General features: G+C 62.8%; 14 protein-coding genes. 2 read left to right on the forward strand and 12 right to left on the reverse strand.

Features of this window, described 5'->3' with window-relative positions; genetic code table 11:
- Window positions 1-24 precede the first annotated feature (24 nt).
- From ruvA to tyrS, 9 genes are all read right to left on the reverse strand, one after another.
- Window positions 25-603 carry a Holliday junction branch migration protein RuvA gene (gene ruvA / locus ACFPN5_RS02155; RefSeq protein ID WP_379779622.1) on the reverse strand — a complete coding sequence of 193 codons (579 nt, stop codon included), beginning with the start codon at window positions 601-603 and terminating at the stop codon, window positions 25-27.
- Window positions 604-623: 20 nt separating this feature from the next.
- On the reverse strand, window positions 624-1,160 hold the full coding sequence (ruvC, locus tag ACFPN5_RS02160; RefSeq protein ID WP_379779624.1) for a crossover junction endodeoxyribonuclease RuvC: 537 nt from the start codon (window positions 1,158-1,160) through the stop codon (window positions 624-626).
- Between the two features lie 250 nt (window positions 1,161-1,410).
- Window positions 1,411-2,997, reverse strand: a complete 1,587-nt coding sequence (purH, locus tag ACFPN5_RS02165; protein WP_379779626.1) for a bifunctional phosphoribosylaminoimidazolecarboxamide formyltransferase/IMP cyclohydrolase — start codon at window positions 2,995-2,997, stop codon at window positions 1,411-1,413.
- Between the two features lie 86 nt (window positions 2,998-3,083).
- Window positions 3,084-3,317, reverse strand: a complete 234-nt coding sequence (locus ACFPN5_RS02170; RefSeq protein ID WP_379747209.1) for a helix-turn-helix domain-containing protein — start codon at window positions 3,315-3,317, stop codon at window positions 3,084-3,086.
- Between the two features lie 112 nt (window positions 3,318-3,429).
- Entirely contained in the window at window positions 3,430-4,452 is a 1,023-nt protein-coding gene (dusB, locus tag ACFPN5_RS02175) for a tRNA dihydrouridine synthase DusB (protein ID WP_379779628.1), read from the reverse strand.
- Window positions 4,453-4,584: 132 nt separating this feature from the next.
- Complete coding sequence (locus ACFPN5_RS02180; RefSeq protein ID WP_379779630.1) at window positions 4,585-5,241, reverse strand: histidine phosphatase family protein; 657 nt, start codon at window positions 5,239-5,241, stop codon at window positions 4,585-4,587.
- Between the two features lie 31 nt (window positions 5,242-5,272).
- Window positions 5,273-5,938, reverse strand: a complete 666-nt coding sequence (locus ACFPN5_RS02185) for a YbhB/YbcL family Raf kinase inhibitor-like protein (RefSeq protein ID WP_379779632.1) — start codon at window positions 5,936-5,938, stop codon at window positions 5,273-5,275.
- Between the two features lie 53 nt (window positions 5,939-5,991).
- On the reverse strand, window positions 5,992-6,450 hold the full coding sequence (dtd, locus tag ACFPN5_RS02190) for a D-aminoacyl-tRNA deacylase (RefSeq protein WP_379779634.1): 459 nt from the start codon (window positions 6,448-6,450) through the stop codon (window positions 5,992-5,994).
- Window positions 6,447-7,712, reverse strand: coding sequence for a tyrosine--tRNA ligase (gene tyrS / locus ACFPN5_RS02195; RefSeq protein ID WP_379779636.1), 1,266 nt, complete (start codon window positions 7,710-7,712; stop codon window positions 6,447-6,449). The genes dtd and tyrS overlap by 4 nt, the downstream gene beginning before the upstream one ends.
- Before the next feature lie 149 nt (window positions 7,713-7,861).
- On the opposite strand from tyrS, the gene ACFPN5_RS02200 reads away from it, so the two are divergent.
- Both ACFPN5_RS02200 and ACFPN5_RS02205 read left to right on the forward strand, forming a co-directional pair.
- Window positions 7,862-9,226: a M23 family metallopeptidase gene (locus ACFPN5_RS02200; protein ID WP_379779637.1), complete on the forward strand. Its 1,365-nt coding sequence runs from the start codon at window positions 7,862-7,864 to the stop codon at window positions 9,224-9,226.
- Between the two features lie 138 nt (window positions 9,227-9,364).
- Window positions 9,365-10,480 carry an anhydro-N-acetylmuramic acid kinase gene (locus ACFPN5_RS02205; protein WP_379779639.1) on the forward strand — a complete coding sequence of 372 codons (1,116 nt, stop codon included), beginning with the start codon at window positions 9,365-9,367 and terminating at the stop codon, window positions 10,478-10,480.
- Window positions 10,481-10,578: 98 nt separating this feature from the next.
- On the opposite strand, the gene erpA is transcribed toward ACFPN5_RS02205, so the two are convergent.
- The 3 genes from erpA to argC form a co-directional block, all read right to left on the reverse strand.
- On the reverse strand, window positions 10,579-10,947 hold the full coding sequence (gene erpA, locus ACFPN5_RS02210) for an iron-sulfur cluster insertion protein ErpA (RefSeq protein WP_379747225.1): 369 nt from the start codon (window positions 10,945-10,947) through the stop codon (window positions 10,579-10,581).
- 55 nt (window positions 10,948-11,002) lie between these two features.
- Window positions 11,003-11,401 (reverse strand): bactofilin family protein, encoded by a 399-nt coding sequence (locus ACFPN5_RS02215; protein WP_379779641.1) that lies wholly within the window; start codon window positions 11,399-11,401, stop codon window positions 11,003-11,005.
- Between the two features lie 145 nt (window positions 11,402-11,546).
- The gene (gene argC, locus ACFPN5_RS02220; RefSeq protein ID WP_379779643.1) at window positions 11,547-12,584 is read right to left on the reverse strand and encodes an N-acetyl-gamma-glutamyl-phosphate reductase; all 1,038 of its coding nucleotides are present in this window, start codon (window positions 12,582-12,584) and stop codon (window positions 11,547-11,549) included.
- Between the last annotated feature and the right edge of the window lie 7 nt (window positions 12,585-12,591).

The raw sequence follows: 12,591 nt of genomic DNA on the forward strand, positions 1-12,591 counted from the left end.
TAATCTCGAAATACGACTGGTGCTTCATGGCTTCGACAGCGCTTTCAGGGCAAACTTGATGCCGTCGGACACGGTCGAGCCGGCCGGCAGGTTCTTGATGGCCAGCAGTGCTTCCTTGTCAGAATACCCCAAAGACTGCAGTGCGTTGAGCACGTCGGCCTGGGTATCGTCGCGCGGTGCGCCGCCCACGATGCCGAGGTCGGCGCCGATCTTGCCCTTCAGTTCCAGCAGCAGGCGCTCGGCCGTCTTCTTGCCGATACCCGGCACCTTCACCAGGCGTCCCGCTTCCTGCATGGTAACGGCCTGCGACAGGTCGGCCACCGTCATGCCGGACAGGATCGCCAGCGCGGTACGCGCGCCGACGCCGGTGATCTTGATCAGCTGGCGGAACAGGGCGCGCTCGCTGGCGCTGCCGAAGCCGAACAGCAGGTGCGCATCCTCGCGGATCGCCAGGTGGGTGAACAGCACCACCTTTTCGCCGGTGTGCGGCAGGTTGTAGAAGGTGCTCATCGGCACGTCGACTTCATAGCCAACGCCCTGGCAGTCCACCAGCAGTTGCGGGGGGTTCTTTTCCAGCAGGGTTCCGGAAATGCGACCAATCATGGTTGACCTTTTTTTCTGGTTTAGACGAGGCGACCGCGCTTCATGCGCAGCGTGGCCGTTTGCGGGGTGAGCGCATTGAGCAGCGACAGCGTGTCATGGGTGTGGGCGTGGCAGATGGCAACGCCCAGCGCATCGGCGGCATCGCTGCCAGGCAGGCCGGGGAGTTTCAACAGGCGCGCGACCATGTCCTGCACCTGCGGTTTGGCGGCCTTGCCGCTGCCGACGACGGATTGCTTGATCTGGGTCGGCGAATATTCCGCGACCTCGAGGTCGGCGCCCACCAGCGCACAGATCGCCGCGCCGCGCGCCTGGCCGAGCAGCAGCGTGGATTGCGGATTCACGTTGACGAACACTTTTTCGATGGCCGCGCAGTCCGGGCCATAGGTGGCGACGACTTCGCGCACGCCAGCGAGGATGATCTTCAGGCGTGGCGGCAAGGCGCCCTCCAGGCCAGCCTTGATGGTACCAGAGGCGATGTAGCGCAGTTTGCTGCCGTGTTTTTCAATAACCCCAAAGCCGGTCGTGCGCAGGCCTGGGTCGATGCCGAGAATAATCATTATCGAATGTTATACCGGCCAGCAACGATCGTGGGAAAAATACTGTGCAAAAACACAGTTGAGCTGGTGTTTGCGCAACCGTTACGTCGAGCGGAGGGACGTAGGGTGGACGGGTTCCCCGTCCACGCGTTCAACCAGCCCATGCAAACAAGTGATTCGATTATCACCCGTGCGTTGAACGCGTGGACGGCAGAGCCGTCCGGTGAACCCGTCATTGAGGCCATTGGCCTCAATGACCCCTACGAGTCAATCAATGGCGGAAGTGACGCGTCCCCGTGTACAGCATCACCACCCCGCGCTCATCGGCCGCGTCGATCACTTCCTGGTCACGCATCGAGCCGCCCGGATGGATCACGCAGGTCGCGCCCGCATCGACCACCACGTCCAGCCCGTCGCGGAACGGGAAGAAGGCATCCGACGCCACCGCCGAACCGCTAAGGGACAGCCCGGCGTTCTGCGCCTTGATCGAGGCGATGCGGGCCGAATCGATGCGGCTCATCTGCCCTGCCCCGACACCGAGCGTCATGCCGTTGCCGCAGAAGACGATGGCGTTCGACTTGACGAACTTGGCGACGCGCCAGGCGAACATCAGGTCCTGCAATTGCTGCTGGGTTGGCTGCTTCTTGCTCACCACGCGCAGGTCGCCAATGCCCACATTCTTCGCGTCCGGCGCCTGCACCAAGAGGCCGCCGCCGACGCGCTTGACGTCGTAGGCGTTCTGGCCGTTGCCAAGGGCGATTTCCAGCAGGCGCACGTTCTGCTTGGCCGCCATGATCTGGCGCGCTTCCGGCGTGAACGATGGGGCGATCAGCACTTCGACGAACAGCTTGGCCAGCGCTTCGGCCGCACGGCCGTCGACTTCCACGTTGAAGGCGATGATGCCGCCGAAGGCCGAGGTCGGGTCGGTCTGCAGGGCGCGGGTGTAAGCGTCGAGCGCGTCAAGGCCGATCGCCACGCCGCACGGGTTGGCGTGCTTCACGATCACGCAGCCGGCCGGGTGCTGGAAGCCGCCCAGCGACTTCACGCATTCCCAAGCCGCATCGGCGTCGGCGATGTTGTTGTATGACAGTTCCTTGCCCTGCAGCTGGCGGTAGTTCGCCAGCGCGCCGTCGACCGGCGCCACGTCGCGGTAGAAGGCGGCGCCCTGGTGCGGGTTCTCGCCGTAGCGCATGTCCTGCACCTTCTCGAAACTCATGTTGATGGTGTGCGGGTAGCTCGAGCGCGTGGCGTGCTGCTTGTCTTCGCCCAGGCTGGTCAGGTAATTCGTGATAGCGCCATCGTATTGCGCGGTATGGGCGAACACTTTCTTGGCGAGCTTGAACTTGGTGTCGTAGCTGACCGTGCCGGCCACCTCACCGGTACCTTTCATCTCCGCCAGCACCACGCCGTAATCGAGCGGGTCGACGATGACGACCACGTCGCGGTGGTTCTTGGCCGCGGAGCGCAGCATGGTCGGGCCGCCGATGTCGATGTTCTCGATCGCGTCTTCCAGCGAGCACTCCGCCTTGGCGACGGTCTGCTGGAACGGGTACAGGTTGACCACGACCATGTCGATCTGGGGGATGCCGTGTTCCTCGAGCTTGGACACGTGCTCGGGGAAATCGCGGCGCGCCAGGATGCCGCCATGGACTTTCGGGTGCAGGGTCTTGACGCGGCCGTCGAGCATTTCCGGGAAGCCGGTGTAGTCGGCGACTTCCGTCACCGGCACGCCGTTCTCCTGCAACAGCTTGGCGGTGCCGCCGGTGGACAGGATGTTTACCCCGAGTGCAGACAGCGCGCGTGCAAAATCGAGCACGCCGGTCTTGTCGGAGACGGAAATGAGAGCTTGTTTGATCATGGGAGTGGCCACTGTTGATGGAAATTTGTGCGGAATCCGGCGCGCCTTACTGGCCGCGCCCGCGCACGGCCACTCGCCGGCGGAACTTAAAGCAGTCCGTGTTCTTGCAGTTTCTTGCGCAAAGTATTGCGGTTGATGCCCAGCATCTGGGCCGCGTGCGACTGGTTGCCGTCGGCGCGCGTCATCACCACTTCGAGGATTGGCTTTTCAACCGTCATGACCATCATGTCGTAGATGTTCGACGGCTTTTGCTCGCCCAGGTCATTGAAATAATCCTCGAGGCTTTTCTGGACAACTTCCTGGATACTCTCTTTGCTCATGTCTGCTGCTTCATCCTGGTTAGTGATTGCTCCGCCGGCACAACCGGCGGTGTCCCCAAATCGTTTTTATTGTTTTACGACTGTTTTTCTACTTCTGTTTTTTACTACCTGTTCACGCCGCGATCGCTTCAACGGGTTGCGCGGGCCGGTATTGTAACCGCTCGCCATGGCGAAGTTGCGATTGGAAAAAATTATCAACAGCCGCCAATTGTTCGCTAGTCGATTCCAGCAGATTCATCCGCTGGCGGAATGCTTCGCCGCCCGGCAAGTCTTCCACATACCAGCCGATGTGCTTGCGCGCACTGCGCACGCCGACGTAGTCGCCATAGAAGGCGTAATGCGCCGGCAGGTGTTCGTTCATGAGGGCGCGCACCTCTTCCACCATTGGCGGCGGCAGGTGTTCGCCTGTTCGCAGATAGTGGTCGATCTCGCGGCAGATCCAGGGCCGGCCCTGGGCCGCGCGGCCGATCATGACGGCATCCGCACCCGTGTAGTCGAGCACGAATTTCGCCTTTTCCGGCGTCGTGATGTCGCCGTTGGCCACCACCGGGATCCCGACCGCCGCCTTCACAGCGCGGATCGTGTCGTATTCGGCGTCGCCCTTGTAGCCGTCGGCGCGGGTGCGCCCGTGCAAGGTCAGCATCTGGATGCCGGCCTCCTCGGCCATGCGCGCAATGGTCAGCGCATTCCTGTTCTCGCGGTCCCAGCCGGTACGGAATTTCAGGGTGACCGGCACGTCCACGGCCGCAACAACCGCATGCAGGATGCGCTCGACCAGGTCTTCATGCTGCAGCAGCGCTGAGCCGCACCAGCTGTTGCAGACCTTCTTGACCGGACAACCCATGTTGATATCGATGATCTGGGCGCCGCGTTCGACGTTGTGGCGGGCGCAATCGGCCAGGTCCTGCGGGTCGGCGCCGGCGATCTGCACGGCTTTCGGTTCCATCTCGCCCGCATGGTCGGTACGGCGGCTGGTCTTTTCGCTGGCCCACAGGCGCGGGTTCGACGCTGCCATCTCGGACACGGCGTAGCCCGCACCCAACTGCTTGCACAGCTGGCGGAACGGGCGGTCCGTCACACCCGCCATGGGTGCGACAAAGACATTATTTCGCAGTGTATAAGGGCCTATTTGCACAGCGGGAACACGATAAGAATGGACGGGAACCCGCTATTTTACCTGAACCCCTGCTCAATTAAGCGGCAATATTTTTGCCGAACTGTCGCGAACGGGATATATCGCTATGGACAGGAGGAAAAGAAGGGGTTATCAAACGTCGTCGAGCACAGCTTGCTGCAGATGGTCGACCTCGCCCCAGCTGACGAGTTCAAGCTTGCCGTCCTGCACGATGAAGCGGTTGATGCTGGCGTTGAGCACCTTGAAGTCCCTTGGCGTTTCCAGCGACAGGCCGAGCGCGGCGCGATAGGCGCATTCGAGCACGCCGCCGTGCGCTACCAGCACCAGCGATTTGCCGGGGTTGTCCGCGGCCCAGCCGAGGATGGCGGGGATCACGCGGTCATGGAATTCGCGGAAGCTTTCGCCGCGGTTCTGGCCCGGCGGCAGCGTGCCATCGACGTCGCGTCCCTGCCAGGCGGCGAACTCGCGAGGGTAGCGCTCGGCGATTTCCGAGTAGAGCAAGCCCTCGAAACCGCCATAGCAGCGCTCGCGCAGGCGCCCGTCGATAAACAGGGGCAGATGCAACACCTCGCCCAGCGCTTTCGCGGTCTGGGCGGCGCGCGCCAGGTCGCTCGACACCAGTACATCGACCTGCTCGCCGGCCAGCGCGGCAGCCAGCGCCACTGCCTGGCGCCGGCCTTCGTTGTTCAAGTCGATGTCGAGGTGGCCTTGCAGGCGGCGCTCGGCGTTCCAGGCGGTCTCGCCATGACGGATCAGGGCGATCCGGGTAATGGTGTTGTTCTTGTGCATGAGGTCCAAAAGCCCGAACCTCTGGGCGAAATTACGTAGAAAGCGTGGGCGCGATTTCCGGATTGAGCGAATAAATGCCGAAGATCCGGGCTTCGTCGAGAATATGGCCCATCAGCCCCAGGCGCGCTTCCTGGCCGGTGAAACGGCCGTCGACCGGCAGCTCGGGAATGTCGAGTGCGTAGATTGTAAACACATACGTGTGGACGCGCTCGTCGTTCCAGGGCGGGCATGGGCCATCGTAACCGTAGTAGTCGCCGGCCATGGCGGGATCGCGCGCGAACCAGCCGGTGTAGTCGTTCACGCCCTGGCGCAACTGGTGCTCGGTGCCGTTCTTGACGAGGAAGGAGACGTTCGGGCCGGATTTGCCGTGTGGCGTGACCATGTCGGAAAACTGGCCTTCGGCGATGGACTTCAGGCTGGCCGGGATATCGACCAGCGTCCAGTGATAGAAGTCGGTGCGTTTCGCCCCTTCCGGCACGACCCTGCCTTCCTTGTTGACGTCGGTGCCATCGGCAGGAACGTCTGCGTCATGGCACAGGATGACCAGCGACTGGGTGCCGGCTGGCACATCGTCCCACGCGAGGTGGGGATTACGGTTGTTCGACAAGCGCACATGCGATTTCGGGTCAATGACCGCGAACGCGCACTCAGGCGGGATCAGCCCGCCTTCGGTAAACGAATCACTCCAGATATTCATCGCAGACTCCCGGTGGGCCCCACTGATATTGACCGCACGGGGCGGTACGGGTTTCAACGTGAAATATCGACCGGATCAATATGCAGCCAGATCGTTACCGGACCGTCGTTGGTCAGCGTCACCTGCATGTCGGCGCCAAATTGACCCGTTTCAACTTTTTCATGGCGAACCCGGGCCTCGCGCACGAAATGCTCGAACAGGCGCAGTCCATCGGCCGGGCTGGCGGCCGGCGAGAACGACGGCCGGGTGCCGGAGCGGGTGTCGGCGGCCAGCGTGAACTGCGGCACCAGCAGCAGCGCGCCGCCGGTATCGACCACGCTGCGGTTCATCTTGCCGGCGTCGTCGGAAAACACCCGGTAGCCGAGCAGCTTGGCCAGCAAGGCGTCGGCCTCGCGCTCGGTATCGCCCTTTTCGGCGCAGACCAGGACCATCAAGCCGGCGTCGATAGCACCGATCGTGTGGCCATCGACGACGACCTTTGCCGCGCTGACGCGTTGCAGCAGCCCGATCATGCGCTAAAAGTAACTCGCGCGAACTTGCGCTTGCCCACTTGCAGCACGAAGCTGCCGGCATCGACCTGCAAGTTCTTGTCGCTCACGACGGCGCCATCGATGCGCACGCCGCCCTGGTCGACCATGCGCATCGCTTCCGACGTCGACGCGCACAGGCCGGCCGCTTTCAGCAGCTGGGCCACGCCCAGCGGGGCGCCGGCGACGGTCACTTCGGGCACGTCGTCCGGAATGCCGCCCTTCGAACGGTTGACGAAGTCGGCCAGCGCGTCGGTCGCGGCCTGGCTCGAATGGAAGCGGGTGACGATTTCCTGCGCCAGCGCCACCTTGGCGTCGCGCGGGTTGGCGCCGCCTTCGACAGCCGCTTTCAGGGCCGCCAGCTCGCTCATCGGGCGGAACGACAGCAGCTCGAAATAACGCCACATCATCACGTCGGAGATGCTCATCAGCTTGGCGAACATGGTATTTGGCGCCTCGGTGATGCCGATGTAGTTGTTCTTCGACTTCGACATTTTCTCGACGCCATCGAGTCCCTCGAGTAGGGGCATGGTCAGGATGCACTGGGGATCCTGTCCGTAATCTTTCTGCAGTTCACGGCCAACCAGCAGGTTGAATTTCTGGTCCGTTCCACCTAGCTCAAGATCGGCCTTCAAAGCAACCGAATCGTAGCCTTGCATGAGCGGATAAAGGAACTCGTGCACTGCGATCGGTGTCCCACTCTTGTAGCGCTTGGTGAAGTCGTCGCGCTCCATCATGCGTGCCACCGTGTAGCGCGAGGCCAGCTGGATCATGCCGCGCGCCCCGAGCGGGTCGCACCACTCGGAGTTGTAGCGCATTTCGGTGCGCTCGGCGTCGAGGATCAGGGCGACCTGACGGAAATAGGTGTTCGCGTTTTCCTCCACCTGCTCGCGGGTGAGCGGCGGGCGCGTGGCGTTGCGGCCCGACGGGTCGCCAATCATCGATGTGAAGTCGCCGATCAGGAAGATCACCTGGTGGCCGAGGTCTTGCAGCTGGCGCAGCTTGTTCAGCACCACGGTATGGCCCAGGTGCAGGTCCGGGGCGGTCGGGTCGGCACCTAACTTAATACGCAGCGGCACGCCGGTCGCTTCCGAGCGGGCCAGCTTTTGTGCAAATTCGCTTTCGATCAGCAGTTCGTCGACACCCCGTTTCGTGATGGCGAGCGCCTCCTGAACTTTGTCGGAAAGCGTCTTGCCAGGGACTGGGGAAGCGGAGTTGTTATTACTACAAGACACGGAGTCTGTCATAAATTTTTTGTAGGAAAATGGCTAAAGCAGTTGTAGGTGTGCGTATTTTGGTACAATAACCGATCCCATCAATCTTGCCGCAAGAAAACTTTTCACAATAACAAGAAAAACAGCACCCTAAGTTGAAGCGGTAAATTTTAACTGATTGCATGAACCCTATCTATAAAATCACCGGTAAGATCTCATCCAGCCTGGCAAATACGAGCCGTAAAGCACGTATCGTCGGCGCTGGCGCCCTCGGCCTGGCACTGTGCGCATTCGGCGCTGTCGCTACAGCCCCGATCGCCCAGGACGATGCCAGCGTGCCAGTCAAATCGGTCGCTGAAGACCTGGCCCTGCCCAACCTCTCCGACCAGATCGCCGCTCTCCAGCAGGACGAGCAGCAATTCATCCACGAAGAACGCGTCCGCGCCGGCGACTCCCTCGGTACGATGCTGGGCCGCCTGGGTGTCGAAGATGCGGAAGCGCAAAAGTTCATCCGCTCGAACAAGGTCGCGCGCCGCATCCTGACCCTGAAAAACGGCAAGCGCCTGCAGGCCGAGACCGACGAGAACGGCCTGCTGCTGTCGCTGCGCGCCTCCCTGGTCGACAAGAACAAGGCGCCGACCACCCTCACCATCTTCCGCGACGGCGACAGCTTCACCGCCGTTGAAGCCCCTGCCAAGCTCGAGCGCCGCGTCGAAATGCGCTCGCGCGAAATCACCAGCTCCTCCCTGTACTCGGCCACCGACGCGAACGTCGACGGCGGCTCGATCCCGGACTCGGTGGTCGGTGAAATCGTCCAGATGTTCTCGACCAACATCGACTTCCGCGGCGACCTGAAACGCGGCGACCGCTTCAACGTCGTCTATGAAACCTTCTGGCTCGACGGCGAACTGGTGAAAACCGGCCGTATCCTGGCGGGCGAATTCATCAACCGCGGCGTCAGCCACCAGGCCGTGTGGTTCGAAGACCCGGTCACCAAGCAAGGTAGTTACTATAGCCTCGACGGCAAATCTCTGAAGAAGGCTTTCCTCAAGTCGCCGCTGGAATTCTCGCGCGTCTCGTCGGGTTTCTCGAACCGCGTCCACCCGATCTCCGGCCAGTGGAAAGCGCACAAGGGCATCGACTACGCCGCTTCGACCGGCACCCCGATCCGCGCTGCGGGCGATGGTACGGTCGAGTCCATTGGCGTTTCTGGCGGCTACGGCAACATGGTCGTCATCAAGCACTGGTCGAACTACAGCACTGCCTACGCCCACATGAGCCGTTTCGGCAGCGGCCTGCGCAAGGGCACCAAGGTCAGCCAGGGCCAGGTGATTGGCTACGTCGGCTCGACCGGCTGGTCGACCGGCGCCCACCTGCACTACGAATTCCGCGTCGGCAACGTCGCGCGCGATCCGAACACGCTCAAGAACCTGATGGCCGCTCCCCTGAATGCCGGCGAAATGGCCCGCTTCAAGATGGCCGCCGCGGACATGAACCACCGCTTCTCGCTGCTGACCCCTGGCGGCAACGCAATGGCCGCCCGCTAAGCAACGCACCACAGCATCTGCTGCAAGACTCGACGCCTTCCCCGCTTCACCGCGCGGAAGGCGTTTTTCATTGGGGGCGCCAGTTCGCCGCGTGGCCCAGCCTTCCGGTGCCCACCCGCATGCTTTAAGATGGTGCACATGACGACCTCTTCCTCTTCCCTCGCATCTTCCCTGTATATTGGCCTGATGTCGGGCACCAGCCTCGACGGCGTGGATGGCGTGCTGGCCGACTTCGGCAATGGCGGCATCAGGACCATCGAGGCCGCCTTCGTGCCCTTCCCCGACGCCTTGCGCGCCGAGCTGATGGCCTTGCAGGCGAATGGCGACAACGAGATCGAGCGCGAAGCAATGGCCGCAAACGGCCTGGCGCACAGCTATGCGGCCTGCGTCGACGCCCTCGTGGCGCATGCGAACGGCCCGGTCGCTGCGGTCGCAGTGCACGGCCAGACGGTCCGCCACCGCCCTGAACTGGGCTTTACGCGCCAGACCAACAATCCCTCGCTGCTGGCAGAACTGACCGGCATTGACGTCATTGCCGACTTCCGCAGCCGCGACATCGCCGCCGGCGGACAAGGAGCCCCGCTGGTGCCGGCTTTCCATGCGGCGGCCTTTGGCAAGCCGGGCACGACGCGGGTGGTGGTCAATATCGGCGGCATCGGCAACATCAGTGTGCTGCACGGCGACGGCCGCGTGACCGGCTACGACACCGGGCCGGGCAATGTGCTGCTGGACGGCTGGATCGGCCGCCACCAGGGCAGGCAATACGATGAGGACGGCGCCTGGGGTGCCAGCGGACGCGCCGACCCGGCCCTGCTGGCCGTGCTGCTGGACGAGCCCTATTTCCACCAGCCGGCACCGAAGAGCACCGGGCGCGACCTGTTCCACCTGGCCTGGCTCGACGCGCGCCTCGCGCGCATGCCTGCGCTGGCGCCGGCCGACGTGCAGGCGACGCTGGTGGAGCTGACGGCGCAGACGATTGCGCGCGCTATCCTCGATGAAGGTGTGGCGGTGGACGCGGTATACGTGTGTGGCGGCGGCGCCTATAACGGCGCCCTGCTGCGCAGCCTGGCGACAGCGCTGGGCGGGAAGGTGCCCGTGGAATCGACGGTGGAACTCGGCATTGCACCGAACCGGGTCGAGGCGCTGGCGTTTGCGTGGCTGGGGTATCGGTTCAGCCAGCGCCAGCCGGGCAATATGCCGGCCGTGACGGGGGCGAAGGGATTGCGGATTCTGGGGGCGCTTTACCCGGCGTGAACATCCCTCCGGCGAACGTTAACGGAACACAAAAAAACAAATCCGGGCAGCGCCCGGATCTGATCTTCACGCCCGGCAGCGCCGGGCTGTGCCCCAGCTTACGCCGAGAACGACGAACCGCAGCCGCAGGTGCTGGTCGCGTTCGGGTTCTTGATGACGAACTGGGCGCCTTCGAGGTCGTCCTTGTAATCGATTTCGGCGCCGACCAGGTACTGGTAGCTCATCGAGTCGATCAGCAGTTGCACGCCGTTCTTCTCCATGGTGGTGTCGTCGTCGTTCACGATTTCGTCGAAGGTAAAGCCGTACTGGAAGCCCGAGCAGCCGCCGCCCTGCACGAAAACGCGCAGTTTGAGGTCGGGATTGCCCTCTTCCTCGATCAGCTGGGCCACTTTTTCGGCAGCGCTGTCGGTGAAGACGATCGGGGTCGGGATGGTGTCAAAGTCAACTACTTCGGCCACTGCGGTCATGGGATAAACTCCTGATTGGATTCAAATTTATTCCATTATAGACTGTTAGCGCCGCTCACGCTCCCGATGCTTCCGCCACTGCCAGGTGGAACACCGGTTCGCCTGCCGGCTGGTGCGTCAGCTTGCCTGTCACGAGCGCGCCGCCGTGCATTTCGAGCAGTTTGTAATGGACATCTCCATGTATGCGGCCTTTCGGCTGCAATTCAAGCAGTTCCGTCGAATGCACCGAACCGGCGATGAAACCGTTCACCACCAGGTTGGCACAGCGCACCTCGCCCTCGATGCGCGCGTGCTCGGAGACGATCAGGACGCTGTCCGCGCCTTCGGCGGCGATCACGTTGCCGTGAACCTCGCCGTCAATGCGCAAGCCGCCGCTGAAAGACAGGTCGCCCTCGATGCGGGCGGCTATGCCGATCAGGCTGTCAATTTCGCTTTTTGCGTTGCGACCGAACATGGTGGCACCCCTGTGAGAGAGAAAAAAAGACCGATACACAAACCAATCGGTGCATCGGCCAATTTACCGTTCTCAACAGTTACCGCCTTGATCTAGCTCTGCTCTGGCCATGCACGTAGGAAACGCAATCGTGCTAGCTTTTTGCTCACGGCAGGAGAGCGATCTGTTCCAACCCCATGGTTTCCTCAAAGCCAAACATCAGGTTCATGCACTGCACGGCCTGGCCCGAGGCGCCCTTGACCAGGTTGTCCTGCACCACCAGGATGACGACGGTGTTGCCGCCGTCCGGGCGGTGCACGGCCAGGCGCAGCATGTTCGAGCCGCGCGTCGAGCGCGTTTCAGGGTGCGAGCCGAAGGGCATCACGTCTACGAAAGGCGCGTCCGCGTATTCGGCCTCGAACAGCGCCTGCAGCGCGGCATCGTCGATCTCTTTCGTCAGGCGCGCATACAGGGTTGCATGCATGCCACGGATCATCGGCACCAGGTGCGGGGTGAAGATCAGGCCGACTTTCTGGTCGGTGAAGCGCTGCAGCTGGGCCGAGGTTTCGGGGGTGTGGCGGTGGCCGGCCACGCCATAGGCCTTGAAATTGTCGCTCGACTCGGAGAACAAGGTGCCGATCTCGGCCTTGCGGCCGGCGCCCGAGACGCCCGACTTGGCGTCGGCGATCAGGTTGCCGGCGTCGATCAGCCCGGCCTTCAGCAGTGGCATGAAGCCGAGCTGCATCGTGGTCGGGTAGCAGCCGGGGTTGGCGATCAGGCGCGCGTTCTTGATGTCTTCACGGTTCAGTTCCGGCAGGCCGTAGACAGCCTCCTCGATCAGGTCGGGCGCCGTATGCTCGATCTTGTACCACTTCTCGAAACTGGCGCGGTCCTTCAGGCGGAAGTCAGCGGCCAGGTCGATGACCTTCACGCCGGCGGCAAGCAGCGCCGGGGCTTGCGCCATCGCCACGCCGTGGGGCGTCGCGAAAAAGACCACATCGCATTGCGTCAGGTCGGCCTTGTCCGGTGCCGAAAAGGCCAGGTTCACGCGTCCGCGCAGCGACGGGAACATGTCGGCCACCGGCAGGCCGTCTTCCTTGCGCGAGGTGATCGCGGTCAGCTCCACGCCGGGGTGGACAGCCAGCAGCCGCAGCAATTCCACGCCCGTGTATCCGGTTCCGCCAACGATGCCAACTTTGATCATGTCTAAT

It is taken from the genome of Massilia niabensis (assembly GCF_042655085.1).
GTDB lineage: Bacteria > Pseudomonadota > Gammaproteobacteria > Burkholderiales > Burkholderiaceae_D > Telluria > Telluria niabensis.

Excerpts from the sequence above, each read along its gene's own strand:
- ruvA (WP_379779622.1), bottom strand. The coding sequence starts at position 603 with ATGATTGGTCGCATTTCCGGAACCCTGCTGGAAAAGAACCCCCCGCAA.
- ruvC (WP_379779624.1), bottom strand. The coding sequence starts at position 1,160 with ATGATTATTCTCGGCATCGACCCAGGCCTGCGCACGACCGGCTTTGGG.
- purH (WP_379779626.1), bottom strand. The coding sequence starts at position 2,997 with ATGATCAAACAAGCTCTCATTTCCGTCTCCGACAAGACCGGCGTGCTC.
- ACFPN5_RS02170 (WP_379747209.1), bottom strand. The coding sequence starts at position 3,317 with ATGAGCAAAGAGAGTATCCAGGAAGTTGTCCAGAAAAGCCTCGAGGAT.
- ACFPN5_RS02180 (WP_379779630.1), bottom strand. The coding sequence starts at position 5,241 with ATGCACAAGAACAACACCATTACCCGGATCGCCCTGATCCGTCATGGC.
- ACFPN5_RS02185 (WP_379779632.1), bottom strand. The coding sequence starts at position 5,938 with ATGAATATCTGGAGTGATTCGTTTACCGAAGGCGGGCTGATCCCGCCT.
- dtd (WP_379779634.1), bottom strand. The coding sequence starts at position 6,450 with ATGATCGGGCTGCTGCAACGCGTCAGCGCGGCAAAGGTCGTCGTCGAT.
- tyrS (WP_379779636.1), bottom strand. The coding sequence starts at position 7,712 with ATGACAGACTCCGTGTCTTGTAGTAATAACAACTCCGCTTCCCCAGTC.
- ACFPN5_RS02200 (WP_379779637.1), top strand. The coding sequence starts at position 7,862 with ATGAACCCTATCTATAAAATCACCGGTAAGATCTCATCCAGCCTGGCA.
- ACFPN5_RS02205 (WP_379779639.1), top strand. The coding sequence starts at position 9,365 with ATGACGACCTCTTCCTCTTCCCTCGCATCTTCCCTGTATATTGGCCTG.
- erpA (WP_379747225.1), bottom strand. The coding sequence starts at position 10,947 with ATGACCGCAGTGGCCGAAGTAGTTGACTTTGACACCATCCCGACCCCG.
- ACFPN5_RS02215 (WP_379779641.1), bottom strand. The coding sequence starts at position 11,401 with ATGTTCGGTCGCAACGCAAAAAGCGAAATTGACAGCCTGATCGGCATA.
- argC (WP_379779643.1), bottom strand. The coding sequence starts at position 12,584 with ATGATCAAAGTTGGCATCGTTGGCGGAACCGGATACACGGGCGTGGAA.